A 23,143-nucleotide genomic window follows, 5' to 3' on the forward strand; every position below is an offset into this window, starting at 1 on the left:
GGGACTCTGCCATGGCTTCTATCGAAGATCTGCAGTCGAATCTGAGCTTCACCACCGCCAAAACCGGTGCCGACCGGACCGTGACGTTCCTGCCCGAACCTGAACGTGCCGAACGGTTTTACACGGTCATCTCGGTCGACGATCACATCGTCGAACCACCGGACACCTTCGAGGGCCGGGTGCCGAGGAAGTTCGCCGACCGGGCGCCGCGGGTGGTCGACACCGAGGACGGCGGCCAGACCTGGATGTACGACGGGAAGTCGCTGCCCAATGTCGGATTCAATGCGGTGGTCGGCCGGCCGGTGTCGGAGTACGGCTTCGAGCCTGCCCGGTTCGACGAAATGCGCCGCGGCGCTTGGGACATCCATGCCCGGGTCAAGGATATGGATGTCAACGGCGTGTACGCGTCGCTGAACTTTCCGTCGTTCCTTCCCGGCTTCGCCGGTCAACGGCTGCAGCAGGTGACCACCGATCGGGACTTGGCGATGGCGTCGGTGCGGGCTTGGAACGACTGGCACATCGAGGCGTGGGCCGGGGCCTACCCCGACCGGATCATCCCCTGCCAGCTGCCCTGGCTGCTCGACCCCGACCTCGGCGCACAGATGATCTACGAGAACGCCGAGCGTGGATTTCATGCGGTGACGTTCAGCGAGAACCCGGCGCTGCTGGGGCTGCCGACCATCCACTCGGGCTACTGGGAGCCGATGATGGCGGCCTGCGCGGAGACGCAGACCGTGGTGAATCTGCACATCGGGTCATCGGGTACCTCGCCGTCGACCACCGATGACGCCCCGCCCGACGTGCCGGGAGTGCTGTTCTTCGCCTATGCGATCAGCGCGGCGGTCGACTGGCTGTACTCGGGGGTCTGCACCCGATATCCGGACCTTCGAATCTGCTTGTCGGAAGGCGGAATCGGCTGGGTGGCGGGTCTGCTGGACCGCCTGGACCACATGCTGAGCTACCACGAGATGTACGGAACGTGGAAGCGCCTCGGTGAGACGCTGACGCCGGCGGAAGTGTTCACCCGCAACTTCCGATTCTGCGCGGTGGAAGACCAGTCGTCGTTCGTCCAGTACGACCGGATCGGCGCGGACAACATCATGCTCGAGGCGGACTACCCGCACTGCGACTCGACGTGGCCGCACACCCAGCGCACCACCCGCGAACAGATCAACGGGCTGCCCGACGAGATCATTCGCAAAGTGACATGGGAGAACGCGTCGCGGCTCTACCAGCATCCGGTACCGCCGGCCGTTCAGCAGGATCCGAACGCCTACTGATCAGCGCGGTCGAGCCACTCCCCGATGGCGGCAACGGCATCGCGAAAGAAAATGCGGTACGGGCGGTCGGCGACGTAGCCGATGTGCGGGGTGGCGATGACGTTGTCGAGGGTGCGCAGCGGATGCCCGTCCGGAAGCGGCTCGATGTCGAAGACGTCGAGGGCGGCCTTGATGGTGGTGGATTTCAGCGCGTGGACCAGTGCCGCCTCGTCCACGATGGGACCGCGAGAAGTGTTGACCAGCAATGACGTTGGCTTCATCTGCGCCAGCTGGTCCGCACCGACCAGGCCGGTGGAACGCTCGCTGAGCTTCATGTGGATGGTCAGCACGTCGGATCGGCTGAACAGCTCGTCCTTGACCACGTAGGTCGCCCCGGCCTCGGCGGCCTCCTCCGGGGTGAGGTTCTCACTCCAGGCGATCACCTCCATGCCGAACGCCTCGCCGATGCGGGCGACGCGGGCACCGATGCGGCCCAACCCGAGGATGCCGAGAACCCGGCCGGACAGTTCGCGGCCCACCCCGGTCTGCCATCCGCCGTCCCGCACCGACCGCGCTTCGGTCACCAGATCCCGGGCGCCGGCCAGAATGAGAGCCCAGGTCAGCTCCACCGTCGAGGCCACCGTGCCGCCGGTGGTGCCGACATGGATGCCGTGGTCCTCGGCTGCCGCCATGTCGATGGACGCGTTGAACGGGCCCGTCGAGGCGATCATCTTCAGATTCGGCAGGCGCTCGATGACGCTGCGCGGCAACGGGGTTCGCTCCCGCATCACGAACACGACATCGAAGGGCGCCAGGCGCGCGACGAGTGCGTCAGGATCGGACACGTGGTCGTTGAAGACGGTGATGTCGGCACGGCCGGAGACCGGGGACCAGTCGGTCATGGTCAACGCCACGTTCTGATAGTCGTCGAGGACTGCGACTTGCACGCGCCCGGTGTCAACGGTCATGCCCGCAGGCTAATCCGATCGGGACTAGAGTCAACGACCAGTGACCCTGTTCAGCTACTCGGCCTCTACTGCGCTGCTTGCCGACGGCAGGCCATTTCTGCTTATCGGCGAATTGATGGGAACGTTGCTGTTCCCCGCTGTCGGAGTGCTGCTGCTGGTACTCGGTCTGCGTGATCGCTCGAAAGCCCGCCGTGCGCAGCCGCCCTACCCTGTCGGCTACCCGCCGCCGGGTTACCCGCCGCCGGGCTATCCACCACCGGCCTACCCACCACCGGGCTACCCACCACCGGGCTACCCACCACCGGGCTACCCACCGGTGCCGCCGCAGCGACCGACCGCCGGGCGTGGCTTGATCACTGCGGGGGCCATCCTGATCGCCGTCGGTCTCGTGGGCGCAGTAGTGCGGGTGGCCGACTCCGCCAGCGAGCCCACAGCAGCCGAAAAGTTCGCTCCCCCAGTCACAATCGGGCAGTGCATCACCGGTGAAGCCTTGGGATCGGGAGCGATCGGCGCCAAGGACATCACCAGCTGCACCGACCCGCAGGGCGTTTTCGAGGTCGTGAGCGCCGGCGTGCAGGATGCGAAATGCCCGGACGGCAAGCGGGACGACACCGATTTCGCACGCTGGACCAATGACGCGTACGCCGTCTGCTTCCTGCCCAACCTCCAGACCGGCCAGTGTTACGTGGCGATCCACGGCACGCCATCGCCCGGCCACCCCAACCGCGGCAACACGCTGAAACCGGTCGCCTGCACCGACACCTCCGCCGACTTCAAAGTGGTCAAGCGCGTGGACGCGGCCGATTTCGATCTCTGCCCACCCGGCACGAAACAACGCATCTGGACCATGCCGCCGCGGACTTATTGCACCGGGCCGCCGTCGTGATCCGGCGCGGTTTCCGGCGCACAGCCACGGTTATCGCGCGCAAGATGAGGGAATAGTCCACACACGAGAGGAGTTGAGCGGTCCATGACTGAGAATGCGGAGTTGAGTCCCACTGATTGGGTGCGGGAGCAGACCGAACAGATTCTGAAGCAAGGCACCACCGAGGGCGTCCACATCATGGACCGCCCGGTCGTCCTGTACACCACCACCGGCGCGAAGTCCGGCAAGAAGCGCTACGTACCGCTGATGCGCGTCGAGGAGAACGGCAAGTACGCCATGGTCGCCTCCAAGGGCGGTGACCCGGCACATCCGTCGTGGTACTTCAACGTCAAGACCAATCCCACGGTGACCGCCCAGGATGGCGAGACGACCGTGACACTGACCGCCCGCGAGGTGTCCGGCGAGGAACGCGAGCACTGGTGGAAGCTGGCCGTCGAGGCCTACCCGCCCTACGCCGAATATCAGACCAAGACCGATCGTCTGATCCCGGTTTTCGTACTGGAGTAGCACTAGCATTGCGCCTGTGTCGGGGCAGGTGTCCCGCCAGGCTTTCCTCCGGCGGGCAGTGGGTGGGCTGGCGGGCGCAGTTCTGCTGAGCGCCTGCCGCACCGTCACTCCGCGCGCGGTGTCGAGTCCCGGCCCGCCGGACTGGGCGGATCTGCGCGACCGACTCGACGGCATGCTGTTCCTGCCCGCCGACGCGCAGTACGCGGCGGCGAAGAGAGTCTTCAATTCACGCTTCGACGGCTCCGTTCCGGTCGCGGTCCTGGCGGCCGCCTCCGTCGCGGACGTGCAGAAGGCAATGGAGTTCGCGTCGAGTAGTCGCATCGGAGTGAGTGTGCGCAGCGGCGGGCACTCCTACATCGGCGCGTCATCGCTCGATGCCACGCTGGTGATCGATCTGCGTCGGCTGCCCGGCGGCGTCAACGCCAGCAGCGATGTGGTCACGGTGTCCCCCGCGACCGACCTGGACTCCGTACAGACCGCACTCGCGGCCTGCGGCCGGTCGATTCCCTCCGGCAGCTGTCCGACGGTCGGCGTCGCGGGACTGACATTGGGCGGCGGTCTGGGTTCGGACGCCCGCCTGCATGGGCTGACCTGCGACACGCTGGAGTCGGCGTCACTGGTACTGCCCAACGGCGACATGCTGTCGGCGTCCGCCGACGATCATCCCGAGGTGTTCTGGGCGCTGCGTGGTGGCGGGGGCGGCAACCTGGGCGTGGTGACGTCGATGACGTTTCGCACCTTCCCCGTCACCGACCGCGATGTGGCGACCGTCGTCTTCCCGATGGACGCCGCCGCTGCGGTGATCGCCGGCTGGCAGCAGTGGCAGCGGGCGGCCGACCGGGACATCTGGGGAATGGTCAACATCACCGTCGGGGATGGTCCCGGCCGCTGCACGGTCGTCTTGGCGACCCCGCCGGGCCGCGGGCCGCGAGCCGCGGCCGACATGGTCGCCGCGGCTGGAGTGTCGGCGTCATCGACCGGGACCCGGACGCTCAGCCGGATGGATTTCGTGCACTACTTCGAAGGCGGCGACGCGGCCCGAGTGCCGCGCGCGTTTGTCGCGGGATCCGACATCATTGGCGAAATGACCTCGGCGGCAGCGGAATCCATCGTCGCCGCGATGGCCGCATGGCCGGCCGGCGCGGGTTCCGCGACGGCGGTGGTGGAGTCGTTGTCCGGCGCGGTCGGCGATGTGGATCCGGCGGCAAGTGCTTTCCCGTGGCGCCGGCAGGCGGCCTCCGTGCAGTGGTACACCGAGGTGAGCTCCGATGCGGCAACCGGCTGGCTCACCGCGGCACACCAGGCGTTGGGGTCGGCGTCGGTGGGCGGCTACATCAACTACCCCGAAGCCGGAGAGCCCCTTGGGCGGTACCTCGGGCCGAATCTGCAGCGATTCAACGACATCCGCCACCGGCACGATCCGGCCGGGGTGATGCTGTCCGGTATCGGCGGATGACGCGGGCCGCTCAGGAAGCGGGGCTCACCACGACGCTGACGGTGGTCGCACCGGAATCGGAGGCGACGACCAGTTGTGCGGCGTTGGCGGCCGAGACGACGTGGCCGCCGGTGACAGTCACCTGGTAGCCGTTCGGGAACTCCACGACCGGCACCGAGATCGTGGTCAGGGAACCGTCGGCGAACGCGCCGGAACCATCGACCTTCGCGGTGGAATAGCCAAAGGCGAAGGTGCCGTTGGTGAACGACCAGGACTTCGGCGTGCCCGACACCAACTGCGGGTAGGGCGACGCGAGGGTCAGCAGATTGCCGGTGTTCACGTTGTCGCCGACCGGCGGCTTGGTCGGGTCGTACACCAACCCCTCGACATCCGGTGACCCGGTGATGTCACCGGCTCCGGTGTACGCCCATTCGGCCCAACTCATGAAGTACCGGTCGCCGGACTTCATCTCCTTGGTGAGCGTAGCGATGTCGTTGGTGGCGCCGAACTCGTTCATCATCGCCGGGACGTTGTGCCGCTTGGAGTAGTTCTCCGCCTGTACCGCAAGCGTATCGGCGATCTTGGTGCACAATGCACCACCGATCGGCCCACAGTAGTTGTGGAAGGCCAAGACGTAGTTCGGGTCAGCGACCCGGCCGAGCAGCGCGACGGGGATGCCGAGCAGGGTCGGGACTTCGGTGACCGCGGGGTTGGGCGGTTCCAGGTAGAGCGGTGTGGTGGCATCGACCGAGCGGATGGCGGCCGCAACCTGGTTGTACATCGGGGTCAGTTGTTGGGTCACGAAGAACGAACCGCCCAACAGGGCGACCGGATAGTTCGAGCCGGGAAACGGCTCGTTCATGATGTCGTAGCCGATGACCGCGGAATTGCCTGCGAAATAACTGGCGACGTGCTGCCAGCTCAGCGCGTAATTGTCCAGCAGCCCAATATTGTTCGGCGCATCGGCGTTACCCCAGAACGCATCCCAGGCATGCCCGAGGGCGCCGTTGACGTAGTAGTTGCCGGGGAATCCGGAATTCTGGTTGGGCCGTCCCCCACCGTCGGATGCCCATTCGGGTGCGCCCTCGCCGTAGAAGGTGCCGCTGTAGAGGTCTTGGTGCATGTCGATCACGGTGTAGATACCGTGGTCGGCCAGCATCTGCACCGTGGCCTTGATCGAGTCGAGGTAGGCGGTGTCGATCACTCCCGGCTGCGGCTCCACACCGGCCCAGATGACGCCCAGCCGCACGACATTGAATCCGTTGTCGGCCAGGAACTGTGCGTCCTGCTCATCGAAGCCGCTGGCGGATGGTTCGTAGGGCGCGAGCTTGTAGACCTCGTTGACGCCGTGCAGGATGACGGCCTGCCCGGCACCGTTGGTGAGCCAGGTACCGATCTGCGACAGCGGCGGTACCGATCCGGTGGTGGGCGCGACTGCGGCTTGGGCACCCGACTTGCCGACGGCGCCATGGTTTCCGAGCCACCCCGCAGAGCCGCCGGCGCCGCCGAGCGCCGGTAACCCTACCGACGCTCCGCCCACCCCGCTCTTACCCGCGTTGCCGCCGTCGCCGCCGCTGCCCAGGAACACCGCGCCGTTGCCGCCGTTACCGCCTCGTCCGCCGGCCGTCCCGTCACCGCCGACGCCGCCGTGGCCGCCGACGCCGAAGATCACGCCCGTTGCATCGCCGCCGGCGCCCCCGCTTCCACCAGCGGTGCCGACTACAGCGGCGCCGGCATTACCGCCTGCCCCGCCGATCCCCATGAGCTGCCCACCGGCGCCGCCCGCGCCGCCGTCAGCCCCGGCACCGCCGGTTCCACCGGCTCCGCCGTTGCCCACTGCGCCGGCTCGACCACCTGCGCCGCCCGACACCCCGGCTTCGGTGCTGTTCCATCCGGCGCCGCCGTCGCCGAGAAGCCACCCGCCGGCGCCGCCGTTGTGGTTGGCCTCGGTGCCGTCGGCGCCGTTGCCGATCACGTAGGACCCGGCAGCGGAGTTGATGAAGTCATCGACCTGCCGGCCGATCTCACTGGCGATCCAGGCCTGCACGACGACGTGAAGCGGGGTGTAGACCAGCTGCCGGAATACCGCTGTCAGGTTCGGTGGCGCCGAGATGGTTGCCACCGCTGAGGCATTCGCCGTCGTCGAGGCGGCTGCTGTGGATTCCGCGGCTGCAGCCCTTGCGGACCTGCTTTGGGCGGAGGAGGTTTCCAACGCCCCAACCACGGTCGCCAGGGCGAGTTCCGCGGTGTTGACCGGCTCCTTGGGATCGGCAGCGGCGACCCGGGCGGTCGACTTCACCGACGATGCCGTCACCTTCTGCGTCAGAGTCGGCCGTTTGGGCGACGAGTTGGCGGCGGGCTTGGTAGCTCGCGGCGCACTCGGACCGGCCGAGTGACCAGGCGCAGAGGACGCTGCCGGGCGCGTGCTGCCGGAGTCCTCGGAGTCCGCCCATGCGACGGCCGTCGACGAAGCCAGTGCCGCACCGATACCCAGCGCGATCGCCAGACCTCCGACTCGACCGATGTGAGCAGACGCTTTCATGCATCTGTGTATACGGGACCTGGCGCAACAGCGGAGTCAATTTGCCGCCACCGTCTCATTCCGCGGCGTTCAGCAACCCCTCCGCGAAGTCAGCCGGCCGAACGAACGGGGACATGTGAGCCCACGCGTCGACGATTTGAAGGCGGGCATCGGGCAGGTCAGCCGCCAATGTCGACATCACCTCGGGGGTGCACCCGAGATCCAGTCGGCCGCAGAGCAGGGCGGCCGGCGACTGAATCTGCGTAAGCTTCGCCCTGCGGTCGTAGGTTGCCAGCGCCTTCAGTGTGGCGGCGTAGGCCGACGGTGACACCGTTGTCAGGCGCCGGCGGACGTCCCGGATCACCGGGCCCTCGTCGGCGATCTCGGATGAGGTGAACCAGCGCGCGATCGTCGCCTCGATGTCGAGCGCCGCTCCTGCACGCAATGCTCGTGCCGCATCGTCAAATCCGGGCACCGGAGTATCGCGTGTGCACACCAGGATCAATCGGCGAATACGGTGCGGCGCAAGCAAAGCCATTTCCATGGCCACCTGACCGCCCAGGGAGTGACCGACCACGATCAGCGGCGTGTCAGGCTCGTCGTCCAACACCGCGGCGGCGAGGCGCTGCTGGAGGAGACCGCCGGCCTGCGGTCGGTTGAGGTCGGGGGCGACCGAATCAGCAGGCAAGTGGGCACGGACCGCATCCCAGACGGTGGGGTCGAGCGGTGTGCCGTGGAGAAGCATCCATCGCGCTGCGGGTTTCGACATGATCCTCAACGGCATTATCTACGAGCGCATGCCACCGGTTGGTCTGATGAGCGCTCGACATCACCACACGGCCGTTTCAGCGGCATCAATTTGGGGTGCCGTCGTCCATTCGTTCGGTGACTTTCGTCCCTGGTCGGTCCCGGTATCGGAGCGCAAGGCTCAGGCGTGGGCGGCATCGACTGCCGAGGTGACGCCTGCACACGATTGGAGACCCTTCGTGATCGACTGCGACCGTGATGTAGCGCCCGCCAATGCCCGGATGTGGAGCCGGCCATGACCGCTGAAGCACCGCCGCTGGGAACGCTCGATGCCGGCCGTCCGTTTCCCGCCCGCACAGGCCCCAAGGGCAACCTGATCTACAAGTTGGTCACGACGACCGATCACAAGCTGATCGGCATCATGTACTGCGTCGCCTGCTTCAGCTTCTTCTTCATCGGCGGTCTGATGGCGCTGTTCATCCGCGCCGAGCTCGCGGTACCGGGCCTGCAGTTCCTCTCCAACGAGCAGTACAACCAGCTGTTCACCATGCACGGCACGGCGATGCTGCTGTTCTACGCCACTCCGATCGTGTTCGGGTTCGCCAACCTGGTGCTGCCACTGCAGATCGGCGCCCCCGACGTCGCGTTCCCACGTTTGAACGCATTGTCGTTCTGGCTCTTCGTGTTCGGGGCTCTGATCGCCCTTGGCGGATTCATCACCCCGGGCGGAGCCGCCGACTTCGGCTGGACCGCGTACGTCCCGTTGTCGGACGCGGTGCACAGCCCGGGCGCCGGCGCCGACCTGTGGATCCTGGGGGTCGCGGTCGGTGGTCTGGGCACCATCCTCGGGGCGGTCAACATGATCACGACCGTGGTCTGCATGCGTGCCCCGGGCATGACGATGTTCCGGATGCCGATCTTCACCTGGAACATCTTCGTCACGTCGATCCTGGTGCTGATCATCTTTCCGCTGCTGACCGCTGCGCTGTTCGGCCTGGCTGCCGACCGTCGCCTCGGTGCACACATCTACGATCCGGCCAACGGCGGGATGATCCTGTTCCAGCATCTGTTCTGGTTCTTCGGGCACCCCGAGGTGTACGTGCTGGCGTTGCCGTTCTTCGGCATCGTCTCGGAGATCTTGCCGGTGTTCTCCCGCAAGCCGATCTTCGGTTACACCACCCTGGTCTACGCGACGATCAGCATCGCGGCGCTGTCGGTGGCGGTGTGGGCACACCATTTGTATGTGACCGGGGCCGTTCTGCTGCCGTTCTTTTCGTTCATGACGTTCCTGATCGCGGTACCCACCGGCATCAAGTTCTTCAACTGGATCGGCACGATGTGGAAAGGCCGGCTGACGTTCGAGACGCCGATGCTGTTCTCGCTGGGCTTCCTGATCACGTTCCTGCTCGGTGGCCTGTCCGGTGTGCTGCTGGCCAGCCCGCCGCTGGACTTCCACGTCAGTGACACGTATTTCGTTGTCGCACACTTCCATTACGTGCTCTTCGGCGTGATCGTGTTCGCGACGTTCGCCGGGATCTATTTCTGGTTCCCGAAGATGACCGGTCGACTGCTCGACGAACGGCTGGGCAAGCTGCACTTCTGGCTGACCTTCATCGGCTTCCACACCACGTTCCTGGTGCAGCACTGGCTGGGCAACGCGGGCATGCCGCGCCGCTATGCCGACTACCTGCCGACCGACGGGTTCACCACGCTGAACATCATCTCCACTATCGGCGCCTTCACTCTCGGCATCTCGATGCTGCCGTTCGTGTGGAACGTGTTTCGCAGTTGGCGCTACGGCGAGGTCGTCACGGTCGACGATCCATGGGGCTACGGCAACTCGCTGGAGTGGGCCACCTCGTGCCCGCCGCCGCGGCACAACTTCACCGAGCTGCCCCGGATCCGTTCGGAGCGGCCCGCATTCGAGCTGCACTACCCGCACATGATCGAGCGGATGCGTGCCGAGGCGCACGTCGGACGAGCACACGGTCCCGCGGGCGACGCCCTGGCCCGGGCCGACGAGAACGCCCGCACCTGATCGGTGCTCAGCGCAGCGATGGCACTTGACTTCCCGATCGGAGCCAGCGCCGCGCGTCACTGTCTCAGGATGTCTCGGTCAATGCCACCATCAGAGCGGTAACCCGCGGCGACAGCCTCGTCTGCGGGAGAATGGACAGAGTGCAGCTGTCGCAACACATCGTGGGTCCGGCCCTATTCGTCATATGTGCGGTGATGGTGTTCGCCGCCGCAGCCGTGTACTGGTCGACGGCGCTGGGCTCGGTGTGGACAGTGCCACGCGCCGCGGTCCGCGCAGTATTGCAGCTGGCCGCCGTAGCAGCGATTCTCACAGCTGCGCTACGCAATCTAGGTACATCGCTGGCCGTACTGGGGGTCATGTTCGTCGCCGCGGTAATAACCGCAGCCCGTCGCAGCCAATCCAACCGTTCGTGGCTCCTCGGGGTCGCGCTCACGACGGGCATGGTCTCCGTGCTGCCGCTGCTGCTTGCATCGGGGCTTGTGCCTCTGACCGGAGTGGCGTTGGTACCCATCGTCGGAATTCTCCTGGGAAGCACCATGACTGCGGTCTCGGTGGCTGCACGCCGGGCACTCGACACCCTGAATACACGCGCTGGTGAGGTGGAAGCACTACTCAGCCTGGGCTTTACCGACCGGGTTGCCCGAATGGAGATGATTGGCCCCACCGCCGTGGACGCGCTGCTGCCGAACCTCGATCAGACCAGGACGGTAGGTTTGGTCACACTTCCCGGCGCCTTCGTCGGCGTGCTCCTGAGCACCGGGTCGGCGGCCCAGGCCGGCGCGGTCCAGATACTGATCCTGCTGTCCATCCTGCTCTCGCAGACGTGTGCCGTCGCCGTCACCCTTGAGCTGATCGCCAGGGGCGCTATCGCTCGCACGGGCCGCGCCCCTGGGGTGTCACGGTGATGGCTTTCAGTAAGGTGTTGCGAAAGCTCGAGTCACCCCAGCGAATTCGCGAGTGCGGTCAGACTGTCGACCTCGGTCGCAACATCGGGATTGCCCGCCCTCACAGCGTGTATGGCCTTGTCGATCTGGCCGTCAAGATTGCGCCATGCGGTCTCGTCCATCGGCCGCAACGTCGATTCGTCGGTGTCCCAGGCGGTTTCGAGCTCAGTGATAGCGCTTTTCGCCCCAGCCTGGTCCCCGGCTCGGACTTTGGCGAGGGTGGCGTCCACGATCGAGCGCAGTCGTACAATCTCGGGTTTCGGGAAATTGGCGCTGGCGAGTCCCGCGTTCCCCGGCAGAGCCTGCGCGGTCACCGCGGGGGCGTCTGGCTCTTCGTCACCATTGGGGGCCGCGTGAGGTCGCGCGCCGGCCCAGGCGAGCACTGCAACTGTCACCGCCGCGACGACCACGTAGAAGCCGAGTAGGGCACGTTCCCGGCGGGGAGTGGTGGTGACGATTGGCGTATGGCTGCAGTCGTAGCTTTCCAGAACGTCGGCGCGAGTGAAGGTCAGATAGCCAACCGTCGCAAGGATGGCAGCCAGGAAGGCGGCACTGGTGACGGCAGTCCCGATACCGAGGCCACCCTGCGACCATGGCAACCCAAGCCAGTCGCCGAGATTCGCGCCCAGTGGGCGAGTAAGGATGTAGGCCAGCCAGAAGGAGAGCACCGCGTTGGCGCCCAGGCGCCAACCGATGGCGATCGCGATGATCAGACTTGCGGGCAGAAGTACCGAGATTCCAGGGGTCCAGCCGGTGAGCTCTAGTGTCCAGTCGCCTGCGGCCGTCCCGAGGGCGAAGGTGATCAGAACCGCCAGCCAATAGAAGACCTCTCTGGGCCGCGTAACGATGCTGTGGATCGAGAGTGTCCGTTCCCGCGAATACCAGACAGCGAACACGACCCCCAGCGCCACAGCGAAGGCACCGGTGCTCAGCGCAAGTGGGACACCGAGCTGGTCGGTCAGGATGTCTGTGTAGAGCGTGCCGGTCACCGACAGCACGACGACCGTCAGCCAATACGCGAATGCCACGTAACGACGCAGGCTGAGCTGACACACCAGCACGACGGCGAGCACTGCGGTGAAGATCATGGCGGTGGCTATCAATCCGACGCCGAGTGTCATGTTGATCCAGTCGGCGAAGCTTTCGCCGACGGTGGTGCACAGGATCTTGATCACCCAGAACCACACAGTGACTTCGGGGACTTTGCTGAGCAGGTCCCGCCCGATCATCGGTCTGTCGGTCTTCGCGGTCTCCGTCACGCCACGAACCGTAGGTAGCGGTCGCTGAGAACTCGCTGAGAGGCGGTGGCCCGGCCGCAGTCCATATGTTTAGGTGAGCCTCACCATCTTTACGGATTCATCAGTCGAAGACGATCGTTCGAAGCGAGAAGCAATGTCGTCCAGCCAGGTCGCCCTCCTCGGCGCCTTCGCCGGGTTCACCATCTTCCTTGGACTGCCGATCGGACGGTTGCCCGCACCGATGCCGAGGCTGAAGAGCGCACTCAATGCTGTCGCGATCGGGATTCTCGTCTTCCTGCTGTGGGACGTGCTGGCCCATGCTTGGGAGCCTGTTGACCAAGCGCTGGTAATGAGCCGGGTCACCGAAGCACTTGTCATGGGCGCACTTCTGGCAACAACTTTCGGCAGTGGCCTTCTGGGACTGGTATGGGTCGATGGCGTCCGGAGTCGAAAGCTTGACGTTTCCCAGCAGACTCAGTCGACCACCGCAGATGCCGCCGACGTGATGGTTGCGACGCACACACGCCGACTGGCGCTGATGATTGCCAGCGGCATCGGGTTACACAATTTCGCCGAAGGCTTGGCAATCGGCAACTCCGCGGCAACGGGCGAGTTGTCCTTGGCAGTAGTGCTCGTCCTCGGCTTCGCGCTGCACAACGCGACCGAAGGATTCGGAATTGTCGCTCCCCTGACTGGCCAACGCCCGTCATGGGGATTGTTGGCACTGTTGGGCCTTATCGGTGGTGGCCCGACGTTCATCGGCACCCTTGTGGGGCAGCGTTTTGTCAGCGAACCAGTGTCGGTCGCTTTCCTGGGCTTGGCCGCCGGCTCCATCCTCTACGTGGTCATCGAACTGCTAGCCGTCGCACGTAGTTCCGGTCTTAAAATGGTGACCAGCTCGGGGCTCTTCCTCGGAGTCGTGGCGGGATTCGCCACCGACGCGATCATCACCGCGGCCGGAGCCTGAAAAGCAGGGCCTTACTCAAAGATGAATGCCGTTCGCCCACAACACGCTATTGCGAAGCGGCCTGTTGCGCTGCCTGTTGTTCGGCCGCTTTGGCCGCTCGGCCTTCGGGACTGCCCAACGAGTTGCCGGGATCGACCGCCGACGCCACCGCGGCGTCACAGTTCAATGACACCAGGGTCTGCTTGGTCCCCGAGCCGCCGCTGTTGGCCGGGGGTTGCGCGGTGCGGTCTTGCTGGCGCACGACCACACAGTCAGGCCAATGCAAATGGTCCCCGACAGTGACGGACACAACGGGTGTGTAGCCGGCCGAGGACAGCGCGGAGCTTGCGTCGGCGTACTTCTCACCCACGACGTTCGGCGACGCCTGGGCAGTCGCGATGGCCGCCATAGACGAAAGGGCGGCCGCCAGAGTGACGGCTCCGACGCGGATGAACTGTCGGCTGATGCAGAATCGGGTCATTGTCAATGACCGGCTTGGATTGCTGGAACGGCCTTCGAGGTCGGTAAAGCCGTAGGTGGTGTCGTCGTATCTATAACGGTGGCACCGGTATTCATCGCGGTCATATCGCCCTCGACAGGCGGCGTGTAGCTGGTATTCACCGGTGCGCTGCCCGACCCGGCGACGGGCAACTCAACGGTATCTGGGCCGTCGTCGCGCTGAGTTGCCGTGAGAACACATGCCACCGCGACTGCGCTGAGCCCCCCGACAACGGCCAACCTGCGCGCCCAGGCGCGCGGACCGTGCGATGGCATACCGTCAGTGGACACAACGCAAGTGTGCTTATCGTGTCCTGAAGCGACGCTGAGCCGAACCTGGGAGTTGTGGGAATGCTTGGTGGAATTCTGCTGGGAACGTCAGCGCGGTCGCGGTCGCGTCTCTGGTCGCGGCTCCGGCTCCCGCAGTGGAGCATTGCGGCACGATCGGCCTTCATCGCCGGAACCGTAGTCTTCGTCGCGTTCACCCTGACCGGCGCGGGGTTGACGGGCGTCTTCTACCGTTCGCTGATCGCAGGTGTGGACGCAGCCGCAGCGGCGCGCGTCCGCGACGTCTCGGCCGGCCTGATCGAGGACACTCCCGCCGATCTTGACGACCCGTTGCTGGCAACCGATCAACGAATCGACGCCGTGCAGGTGATCGCCCCCGACGGCACAGTTCTGCGCCGCTCCGACAGTGTCTCCGACACCCCGTTGGTCCCTCTGGAGCAGGTCAGCACCCACCTGCGAACAGGGATGGCGCCGACGGCTTCCCCCGACGGCGACATGCGGATCAGCGCCCAGTCGATCACCACACCTAAAGGGTCGTTCGTTGTCGTTGTCGCCGGCGGCGATGACGCGGCGGAATCCACCATGCGCACCACCGTCATCCTGCTTCTGCTCGCCGCTCCGGTAGTCGTCGCCGTCGCCGCTGGGGCTACGTATCGCCTTGTCCGACGGTCGCTGCGTTCGGTGGACGCCATGCGCGCGCGGGTCGCGGCGATCAGCAGCACAGACCTCGCTGAGCGCGTTCCTGTACCCCCGGTCGCGACGAGATTTCTGCACTGGCCCTCACCATGAATGACATGCTGGATCGGATCGAAGCCGGTCACGTAGCTCAGCGCCAGTTTGTCGGTGACGCCTCGCACGAATTGCGCAGCCCCTTGACGGCGATCATCTCCGCCCTCGACGTCGCCGTGGCACATCCAGAGCTGCTAGACGTCGAATTAGCCAAGGACACTTTGGTTCCCGAGGCGCAACGAATGCGCGCTCTCGTCGAGGACTTGCTGTTGTTGGCCCGCGCCGACGAGCGCGGGTTGACTTTTCATCGCGAGCCGGTTCGTCTCGACGAGGTCGCCACCGGCGAGGTGATTCGGTTGCGGCGCAACTGCCGGCACTCCGTCCAGATCACCGCCGAACCCGTCGAGTTGGATGGCGACAGTGCCGCGTTGTCGCGGGTGGTGCGCAACCTGCTCGACAATGCCGCCCGTCACGCGACCGCGCACATCGACGTCCATGTTGGCATCGGGGAAGGCGGGGCAGTGTTGACTGTCGCCGACGACGGTCCAGGAATCCCTGCCGCGGATCGTCAACGCGTCTTCGACAGATTCGTACGCCTGGACAGTTCCCGCTCACGTGGCGGCGGCGGAACCGGATTGGGTCTGTCAATCGTGGCGGAGATCGTCGCCGCTCACGGCGGGCGCATCACCATCAGCGGTCGGCCAGCCGGCGGAACGGTGGTGACAGTTCAGTTGCCGGCGGCGACGACGCCGGATTCCAGCCGATAGCCAACCCCGCGGATGGTTTCGATGGTGTTGGTGCCGAACGGGATATCGATCTTGCGCCGTAGATAGCGGACGTAGACCTCGACGATGTTGTCAGGGCCTTCGTAGTGCGGATCCCATACGCGATGCAGGATGTCTGCTTTCGTACAGACCGCATCTTTGTTGCGCATCAGGTAGGTCAGCAGACCGAACTCTCTGGGGCTCAAATCAATTGGTGTGCCAGCTCGCTCCACCACATGGCGGATCGGATCGAGCGTGAGATCACCGGCGGTCATCACGACCGGTCGCTCCGGCGCTCCACGACGGGCCAAAGCATGCAGCCGAGCCACCAGAACGACGAAGGAGAACGGTTTGACCAGGTAGTCGTCGGCTCCCAACTCGAAGGCGTCGGCCTGGTCGTACTCGCCATCCTTTGCGGTCAGCATCAGTACCGGAGTCCATACGCTGCGAGCCCGCAGGCGGCGTAGCACCTCGTAACCGTTCAACTCAGGCACCATGATGTCCAAAACGATGACATCGAACCGGTTTTCGGTGGCCTCCCACAAACCCTCTGTACCCGTCTGGGCATGGACGACGATGAATCCTTCCGCCCCGAGGCCGAGTTTGAGACTTGAGGCCACATGCGGTTCGTCCTCGACGAGCAGGATCTTCATCCCGAGTGACCTCCTTTCGAACGGATCACCCTGCGCGCCGGACAGACATACCGAACGGCCGGCGCGCCACCACTAAGGGCAGAGTATCCGCGCAAGGGTCAACGAGAGCGCAACGGACCTCCACAATGACGCGCCGGCCTCCGTCGGCTGGCTCACTGCGATCCGAGGCGACGAGCCGGGCCCCGACTCGTCGCTTCCGACGCTGCCTACGATGCCATCGGCGTGCTGAGAAATCGCTGAGCAGACCGGTTCGAGATGCCGAGGATCAGTTCATGTTCCAGGGTTCGCCGTAGGTGGTGACGCTGTCGCCGGCCTTGGAGATCAGGCGGGCGAAGGGACGCAGCAGCACGCCGCCGGCCGCGCCGGTGACGGTGCCGTGGGCGTTGGCCACCGCGACCGAGCCGTTGGGGCCCGAGACGTCGACGGAGAACGTGGCGACTTCCTGGATACCGGGGCCGTTGCCCAGGTCCGCAGAGATCGACACACCCGGGAACAGGTTCGGGGTGATCACCTGGTTGAGCGGGGCGAAGTTGGTCGGCGAAAGGCTGACGTCGTCGAGCAGGATGTTGGGGGTGGTGTAGCTGAAGTTGATGCCCACACCCAGCGACCACGGGAAGCCCACCTGGTAGCCCAGCTCCAAGGTGCCCGCGAACTCATCGGCACCCGGGCCGACCACGCTGTAGACAGCCTTGCCGGAGTGGAACCACTCCCGAGTCAGCCGGTTGCGGTCCAACGGGAACACACCATTGAGGAAGGTGTCCCACTGCTGCACCGTCATCGTCCGGCCACCGCCGTCGACCAGACTCAGCTCATTATCCAAACCTGCGTGCGACGTGCCCGTACCGACGAAGAGTGCCGCGAAGGCGGCGATCATCGCCACCAGCACTCGACCCATGATCTTCATGTTCCTCCGTCACCGTTGTCGCAACCGCTCTCCCCCGAACGAGCGCGCGGGTAGCTCAATGCCCGGGCGCTCAGCACTGAACGTCCGGGCGGCGAGCATCGCACCAACGCGCTGAGAGGACGCTGAAAGCCCCGTTTCGGTTCACCCAGCAGGGCGTGTGTTTGGCGGAGTAGCGTGCCGCCGTGAAATCTGAGCGACCGGACGCGTTGACAACCGAGATGAGCCTGTCACTATGAGTTCGCACCTGAGTTACGCCGAAGCGCTGGTAGTCGGTGCACTTCAAGGCGTCACCGAGTTGTTCCCGGTCTCGAGCCTCGGCCACTCGGTGCTCCTACCGGCCCTGCTCGGTGGCCGGTGGGCAGCCGACCTCAACGTCTCCACTCCCGAATCGCCATACCTCGCGTTCATCGTTGGTCTGCACGTGGCCACCGCCGCAGCGTTACTGGTGTTCTTCTGGCGCGACTGGGTGCACATCATTTCGGGCTTCGTCACATCCGTGCGGTTTCGCCGGATCCAGACTCCATCCGAGCGGTTGGCATGGTTGATCGTGCTGGCGACGATCCCCGTGGGATTGTCCGGTCTGGCGCTCGAGCACGTGTTCCGCACAACTCTGGGTAAACCTGTCCCGGCCGCGATCTTCTTGATACTCAACGGGCTCATCCTGTACGGCGGGGAACGGATGCGCCGCCGCACGCCCACACTCGCGTCCTTCGACACCACAGGGGACAAAGAACCAACCGGATCGACGGGCAATGCGGTCGACGACCGGCTGGCCGGACTGTCCCTAGCTCAAGGCGTGGTGATCGGCTGTGCGCAGATTTTGGCACTTTTGCCTGGCGTCAGCCGCTCGGGTGTCACGATGGTCGCAGGCATGTGGCGTGGGCTCTCCCATGAGGAGGCTGCGCGATTCTCCTTCTTACTGGCTACGCCGATCATTCTGGCCGCCGGTCTCCTGAAGATCCCAGATCTGTTGGGCCCGCTGGGCACCGGGATACGCGGACAGGCACTGGCTGGCAGTTTCGCATCCTTCATCGCCGCCTATCTCTCGGTGCGGTTTCTGACCCGTTACTTCGAAACACGCACGCTCACACCGTTTGCCGTCTACTGCGTGCTCGCGGGTGCCGCCAGCCTGGTGTGGCTGACCCTTCTCTAGCGTCGGTCATCCTTGATGGACCGTCGAGATTAATTCGGCGGGAATCGGTTTGCCTGCAGATGGCATCGCGATGAACGCACGATCTTCGTGGCGCACGATGTTCGATGGGGCTACAGTTCGCTCGGCGAGGGCAACTCGATAAGACGCCTCGTCGCGTTCGTCAGCCAATCCTCGGGAGATCTGAAATGTCGATGACGCCGAAGGCGCCGGCCACGGCACTGCCGACGATGCTGACCGCCGCGCAGGTCTCGGCGGCTCCGGTTGATGAGGTCCTCGGTTGGCTGGATAGTTCCGCGCAGGGGTTGTCCAGTGCGCAGGCGTCTGAGCGACTCGAGCGTTACGGCCCGAATGCCGTTCGGACCCATCACGTCAACGCGCTCGCGGTGCTCGGGCGTCAGTTGCGCAGCGCGGTTCTGATCTTGTTGGCGGCCACCGCCGTCGTCTCATATTTTCTCGGGGACAGCGTGCAGGCGATCATCATCGGCGTGATCTTGGCCGCCAGTATCGGTCTGGGATTTGTCAACGAATACCGTGCCGAGCGGGCCGCCGCAGCCCTGCACTCGGGTGTCCGCCATACCGCGGCCGTTCGCCGCGACGGCACGTTCGCCGCACTCGATGTCACCCAACTGGTACCCGGCGACGTGGTCCGACTGACGCTCGGCGAGGCCGTGCCCGCGGACCTGCGCATGATCGAGGCGACCGGTCTGGAATGCAATGAGAGCATCCTGACTGGGGAGTCGACAGGCTCGGAGAAGTCGCCCCGTCCGGTGGCCGCCGATGCGGAGCTGGCCGAATCGGCCGATCTGGCATTCATGGGCACGATCGTCAGCGCCGGCGAGGGAGTCGGGGTGGTGTATGCCACCGGGCGAAACGCCGAGTTCGGCCGTATCGCAGCCGGTCTGGGTGAGCGGCAGCCCGAGACCGACTTTCAGGTCGGCCTACGCCGGTTCTCCTACCTTCTGCTGCAAGTCGCGATCGCTCTGACGGTGCTGATCTTGGTCAGCAACCTGCTGCTGCGCAAACCGGTGATCGATTCGGTCCTCTTCTCCCTCGCGATCGCCGTTGGCATCACTCCCCAACTGCTGCCGGCGGTCGTCAGCGCCAGCCTGGCAACAGGGTCGCGCCAACTCGCCAAAGCCAGGGTGTTGGTCAAACGCCTGGTGTGCATCGAAGACCTCGGCGACATCGACATCCTGATCACCGACAAAACCGGCACGTTGACCGAGGGCCGGATCAGCTTGGTCGACGCAGTCGACCCCACCGGCGCGCACAGCGACACAGTCCTGCGTCTTGGGTTACTGGCCACTGATGTCGACCCGGCGTCGGGTGGGGTCAGCGCGAATGCGTTGGACGCCGCCCTCTGGGAGTCGCCTAGAGCCAAGGATCTGGTGGGCGCCGGAGTACGACATGTCGCGAGCGTGCCCTTCGACCACATCCGCCGCGCCACCTCGGTATTGGTCGATGACAACGGCAGCCAGATCGTGGTCCTCAAGGGTGCACCTGAGCAAGTGCTGGCCCGATGCCGGATGACCCCGCAGGACACTCAGGACACGCTGGACATGTTGTTCGCCGCGGGCCGCCGAGTGGTCGCGGTGGCCACCAAACCAGCGGCCGAACTGACCACGATCACCGCCGACGACGAGTGCGATCTGATGTTGGCCGGGTTCGTGGTCTTCGCCGACGAACCCAAAGCCGCTGCGCGCCAGTCCCTGAACCAACTGGCCGCCCTGGGCATCGAGCTGAAGATCGCCACCGGCGACAACCCCCGCGTAGCCGAAAAAGTCTGCGCCGAATTGGGTTTGCCGTCCAAGGGCACCATCACCGGCGCGCAACTGGAGGCGCTCGACGCCGACGAGTTCAGCGACGCCGCACAGAATCACACGATCTTCGCCCGCATCTCCCCCGAGCAGAAGGCACAGCTGATCACCTCGGCGCGGCGCACTGGTCGATCTGTCGGCTTCCTGGGGGACGGCGTCAACGATGCCTTGGCACTGCACGCCGCCGACGTCGGGATCTCGGTGGAAAGCGCCACCGACGTCGCCAAAGACGCCGCTGATGTAGTGCTGTTGGAGAAGGACCTCGGCGTGCTGGCCACCGGGGTGGCCGAGGGCCGGCGTATCTTCGCCAACACCATCAAGTACGTGCTCATGGGAACCTCGAGCAACTTCGGCAACATGTTCAGCGCGGCCGCCGCCTCGGCCCTTTTGCCGTTCCTGCCGATGCTGCCCAGCCAGATCCTGTTGAACAATCTGCTCTACGACAGTTCGCAGCTTGCGATTCCCACCGACCGCGTCGACGAGGACCAACTGCAGGCGCCCTCACATTGGAACATCGGTTTCATCCGACGCTTCATGCTCACCTTCGGCCCGATCAGTTCCCTGTTCGACTTCCTGACGTTCGGGCTGATGTTGGGCGTGCTGCACGCCGGTGCCACCGAATTCCGCACCGGCTGGTTCGTGGAATCGCTTGCCACCCAAACGTTGATCATCTTCGCGATCCGTACGCGCAAGGTGCCCTTCTTCCGCAGCCGAGCCAGCGTTCCCCTGACCCTCACCAGTGTCGCCGTGGTTGCGGTCGGCATCCTGATCACGATTTCGCCGCTGGCGCACCCCCTCGGCTTCACCGCGCTGCCACTGCAGTTCTTTGCCGTGCTCGGTGGGTTCGTCGTTGTCTACCTGATCCTGGTGGAGTTCACCAAGAAGTGGTTCTACGCCGAACAGACCCGCCTGGCGGAAAAGCCGCAGCGCACTCGCGGCGACGAACATCGCATCCATCGAAGGGCCGCACGATTCAGTCACGCAGGCGCCATCACCGCACGCACCTGATCGGTCGAGTTCCTCAATCCCGAAAACGGCATGGCGTGGTGCTCACCGTGAGCGCTGGAAGCTAGTGCAGCGCACCGCCTTCTGAATCCCAACGCTCTTGCGCGGTGGCTCTTTGCGTGCGGGATTCCCTATCTCGCAGGCTGATCATGAGAAGTCCATCGACGGTCGAGTCGTCGTCCGGGGCCGCCGCGGCCATCATGGTGGCATGCGCGCGGTCCGGCGGGGTGTGGGGCGGGACCACCAGCAGAACGATCCGGTTACCGCCGAGTCCGAGAACTTCGACAGTGTTGGGCGGCTGGAGACGGTATCCGTCGAGGTGCACGGCGTGGTCGGCCGTCACGAATTTGGCGGGTGCGTTCGCCCAGTCGCTGAACTTGTACAGCACCCGGTCAACGCGACCCAGTCGCACCGAGAGCACCGCGAGTAAATCGGGAAGCTCAGCAGTCAGGTCATCACTGTGCGGCCACCATGCCCCGTCGACGTATCCGCTGTGTGGCGCTTTGGGTTTCAGGCGTAAGCGCGGGGTGTATTCGGGCGGTGTCGGGTGTCGACCCGCATCGGTTCGGACCTGTTGCGACGTCATGATGTCACTCCTGACGCAGGATCCCAGATTTCTCGCGGACCGCGATCTGGCTCTGCATCTCCAGTAAACGCCGTTCTTGGCCAGTTGGGCGAAGTCCTGACGCACCGTCGTCAGCGCGGCCGATCAGGAACGACGAGAGTCACGCGGGTTGGTATTCCCCGCGTCCGCTATTCAGCTCCGCGGAAATACGGTTCAACCGTGCCGCTGAGCTTGACGACCATCGGATTTCCGCGGCGATCCTTGGCGGTAGGGACTTCCACGCGCACCCAGCCCTCGGCCACGTCGTATTCGTGAACGTTGGTTTTCTCAGCGCCGTTGAAGCGAATACCCACATCACGCAGGAGGACCTCTTCGTCGTAGAAGGGGCTCCGCGGATCGATAGAGAGGTGATTCGGTGGAACGTCTGTGTTCTGATCCTCGGTCATGATGGCTTTCGTTCGAATGCGGCGTGCGGGTCGTTCTGATTCTCCAAGAACCTACGCGAACCTCGCGTGACCCGAAAAACCCGAGACCAGATGGTCTCGGGCTTGTCGAAAGTGGAGCTAAGGGGATTCGAACCCCTGACCCCCACACTGCCAGAACCGGGCAGGTGCTATGACCAGGCACGATAGGTCAGATTTTGGCGCGTAGCGGGCGTCGTTCGAGGAGCAACTGTCGTCAGCGTTGTCGTCAGTGCTCGGCGGCCATTGTCAGCTCGTGCAGCGATGAGACTCGGCCGCGTTGCGCGTTTCGGCGGCCGCCTCACGTGACCTTGGTGATTTTCAGGGGCATGTTGAGAACGAGTGATTGGTTTCGTCCGCAGTTTCCGCTGGCGCCGGTGGTTTGGTCTTCTCCGAGCCACAGGTCAGAAATTGGCTGGGATGTGCCGTCTTGTTTGGCTGGATAGAACCTGTAGACCTGGAGTCCGGGGGCGGTGCTGCCGTCGGGGCACGGTATCCAGTCGGGCACCGAGTGTCGAACGAACCAGAAGTATCCGCCTTCGGTATAGACGTCTTCGGTCCACCCCAGCGAGCTGGTGACTTTGCCCGCGCAGGTAATGCCAGTGCTGCACGTCGAGCTCACCGTCCAGGTGCTTCGCACCGTCGGCTGGTCTTGATAGCGGCCGTTCATCTGCGCCCATTCACCGTTTGAGACGACGGCGAATGTTCCGTTCATCGCGTATTGGTCATAGTCGGCGGCAGATGGCGGCGCCGTTGTCAGAACGGCACCGCCCGCGAGGAGGTATGTGGCACAGGCATTCATGAGCCGAGCTATGTT

General features: G+C 64.9%; 19 protein-coding genes and 1 pseudogene. 10 read left to right on the forward strand and 10 right to left on the reverse strand.

Going from position 1 to position 23,143, the window contains the following annotated elements:
* The first annotated feature begins 11 nt into the window (after positions 1–11).
* Entirely contained in the window at positions 12–1,280 is a 1,269-nt protein-coding gene (locus D3H54_RS20285) for an amidohydrolase family protein (RefSeq protein ID WP_149380629.1), read from the forward strand.
* Here D3H54_RS20285 and D3H54_RS20290 read toward each other — a convergent pair.
* Positions 1,274–2,227 carry a D-2-hydroxyacid dehydrogenase family protein gene (locus D3H54_RS20290; RefSeq protein ID WP_149380632.1) on the reverse strand — a complete coding sequence of 318 codons (954 nt, stop codon included), beginning with the start codon at positions 2,225–2,227 and terminating at the stop codon, positions 1,274–1,276. The two genes, D3H54_RS20285 and D3H54_RS20290, sit on opposite strands and share 7 nt — an antisense overlap.
* A gap of 40 nt (positions 2,228–2,267) precedes the next feature.
* Here D3H54_RS20290 and D3H54_RS20295 point away from each other — a divergent pair, with 40 nt between their 5' ends.
* The 3 genes from D3H54_RS20295 (at position 2,268) to D3H54_RS20305 (ending at position 5,076) form a co-directional block, all read left to right on the forward strand.
* Positions 2,268–3,113, forward strand: coding sequence for an LppU/SCO3897 family protein (locus tag D3H54_RS20295; protein ID WP_149380635.1), 846 nt, complete (start codon positions 2,268–2,270; stop codon positions 3,111–3,113).
* Between the two features lie 84 nt (positions 3,114–3,197).
* The gene (locus D3H54_RS20300) at positions 3,198–3,620 is read left to right on the forward strand and encodes a nitroreductase family deazaflavin-dependent oxidoreductase (RefSeq protein ID WP_149380637.1); all 423 of its coding nucleotides are present in this window, start codon (positions 3,198–3,200) and stop codon (positions 3,618–3,620) included.
* Positions 3,621–3,636: 16 nt separating this feature from the next.
* Entirely contained in the window at positions 3,637–5,076 is a 1,440-nt protein-coding gene (locus D3H54_RS20305; protein ID WP_149380639.1) for an FAD-binding oxidoreductase, read from the forward strand.
* A 10-nt stretch (positions 5,077–5,086) separates the two neighbouring features.
* Here the strand turns inward: D3H54_RS20305 and D3H54_RS20310 are convergent, their stop codons facing one another.
* Together D3H54_RS20310 and D3H54_RS20315 are read right to left on the reverse strand one after the other, a co-directional pair.
* Positions 5,087–7,597, reverse strand: coding sequence for a cellulase family glycosylhydrolase (locus D3H54_RS20310; protein ID WP_149380641.1), 2,511 nt, complete (start codon positions 7,595–7,597; stop codon positions 5,087–5,089).
* Between the two features lie 55 nt (positions 7,598–7,652).
* Positions 7,653–8,345 carry an alpha/beta fold hydrolase gene (locus tag D3H54_RS20315; protein ID WP_168214924.1) on the reverse strand — a complete coding sequence of 231 codons (693 nt, stop codon included), beginning with the start codon at positions 8,343–8,345 and terminating at the stop codon, positions 7,653–7,655.
* Between the two features lie 273 nt (positions 8,346–8,618).
* Here D3H54_RS20315 and ctaD point away from each other — a divergent pair, with 273 nt between their 5' ends.
* Both ctaD and D3H54_RS20325 read left to right on the forward strand, forming a co-directional pair.
* Complete coding sequence (gene ctaD, locus D3H54_RS20320; RefSeq protein ID WP_149380646.1) at positions 8,619–10,361, forward strand: aa3-type cytochrome oxidase subunit I; 1,743 nt, start codon at positions 8,619–8,621, stop codon at positions 10,359–10,361.
* A gap of 140 nt (positions 10,362–10,501) precedes the next feature.
* Complete coding sequence (locus D3H54_RS20325; protein ID WP_168214925.1) at positions 10,502–11,266, forward strand: ABC transporter permease; 765 nt, start codon at positions 10,502–10,504, stop codon at positions 11,264–11,266.
* Between the two features lie 32 nt (positions 11,267–11,298).
* Here D3H54_RS20325 and D3H54_RS20330 read toward each other — a convergent pair whose 3' ends face one another.
* Complete coding sequence (locus D3H54_RS20330; protein ID WP_432246362.1) at positions 11,299–12,564, reverse strand: COG4705 family protein; 1,266 nt, start codon at positions 12,562–12,564, stop codon at positions 11,299–11,301.
* A gap of 73 nt (positions 12,565–12,637) precedes the next feature.
* Here D3H54_RS20330 and D3H54_RS20335 point away from each other — a divergent pair, with 73 nt between their 5' ends.
* Positions 12,638–13,510 carry a ZIP family metal transporter gene (locus D3H54_RS20335; RefSeq protein WP_286198946.1) on the forward strand — a complete coding sequence of 291 codons (873 nt, stop codon included), beginning with the start codon at positions 12,638–12,640 and terminating at the stop codon, positions 13,508–13,510.
* A 46-nt stretch (positions 13,511–13,556) separates the two neighbouring features.
* On the opposite strand, the gene D3H54_RS20340 is transcribed toward D3H54_RS20335, so the two are convergent.
* On the reverse strand, positions 13,557–13,898 hold the full coding sequence (locus D3H54_RS20340) for a hypothetical protein (RefSeq protein ID WP_286198947.1): 342 nt from the start codon (positions 13,896–13,898) through the stop codon (positions 13,557–13,559).
* A gap of 440 nt (positions 13,899–14,338) precedes the next feature.
* Here D3H54_RS20340 and D3H54_RS20345 point away from each other — a divergent pair.
* Positions 14,339–15,771: pseudogene (locus D3H54_RS20345) on the forward strand (sensor histidine kinase).
* Here D3H54_RS20345 and D3H54_RS20350 read toward each other — a convergent pair.
* Positions 15,732–16,421: a response regulator transcription factor gene (locus D3H54_RS20350; protein ID WP_149380650.1), complete on the reverse strand. Its 690-nt coding sequence runs from the start codon at positions 16,419–16,421 to the stop codon at positions 15,732–15,734. The pseudogene D3H54_RS20345 and the gene D3H54_RS20350 overlap by 40 nt on opposite strands.
* A gap of 265 nt (positions 16,422–16,686) precedes the next feature.
* The gene (gene mspA, locus D3H54_RS20355; RefSeq protein ID WP_149380652.1) at positions 16,687–17,325 is read right to left on the reverse strand and encodes a porin MspA; all 639 of its coding nucleotides are present in this window, start codon (positions 17,323–17,325) and stop codon (positions 16,687–16,689) included.
* A 232-nt stretch (positions 17,326–17,557) separates the two neighbouring features.
* Here mspA and D3H54_RS20360 point away from each other — a divergent pair, with 232 nt between their 5' ends.
* Both D3H54_RS20360 and mgtA read left to right on the forward strand, forming a co-directional pair.
* The gene (locus D3H54_RS20360; protein ID WP_149380654.1) at positions 17,558–18,478 is read left to right on the forward strand and encodes an undecaprenyl-diphosphate phosphatase; all 921 of its coding nucleotides are present in this window, start codon (positions 17,558–17,560) and stop codon (positions 18,476–18,478) included.
* Positions 18,479–18,705: 227 nt separating this feature from the next.
* Positions 18,706–21,303: a magnesium-translocating P-type ATPase gene (gene mgtA / locus D3H54_RS20365; protein WP_432246606.1), complete on the forward strand. Its 2,598-nt coding sequence runs from the start codon at positions 18,706–18,708 to the stop codon at positions 21,301–21,303.
* 61 nt (positions 21,304–21,364) lie between these two features.
* Here the strand turns inward: mgtA and D3H54_RS20370 are convergent, their stop codons facing one another.
* The 3 genes from D3H54_RS20370 to D3H54_RS20380 all read right to left on the reverse strand — a co-directional run bounded on the left by D3H54_RS20370 (position 21,365) and on the right by D3H54_RS20380 (position 23,128).
* On the reverse strand, positions 21,365–21,886 hold the full coding sequence (locus D3H54_RS20370) for a DUF5994 family protein (RefSeq protein ID WP_149380658.1): 522 nt from the start codon (positions 21,884–21,886) through the stop codon (positions 21,365–21,367).
* Between the two features lie 167 nt (positions 21,887–22,053).
* The gene (locus tag D3H54_RS20375; protein WP_149380660.1) at positions 22,054–22,311 is read right to left on the reverse strand and encodes a DUF3297 family protein; all 258 of its coding nucleotides are present in this window, start codon (positions 22,309–22,311) and stop codon (positions 22,054–22,056) included.
* A 316-nt stretch (positions 22,312–22,627) separates the two neighbouring features.
* Positions 22,628–23,128: an Rv2253/PknI dimerization domain-containing protein gene (locus tag D3H54_RS20380; protein ID WP_149380662.1), complete on the reverse strand. Its 501-nt coding sequence runs from the start codon at positions 23,126–23,128 to the stop codon at positions 22,628–22,630.
* Between the last annotated feature and the right edge of the window lie 15 nt (positions 23,129–23,143).

It is taken from the genome of Mycobacterium sp. ELW1 (assembly GCF_008329905.1).
In the GTDB taxonomy this organism is placed as follows: Bacteria; Actinomycetota; Actinomycetes; order Mycobacteriales; family Mycobacteriaceae; genus Mycobacterium.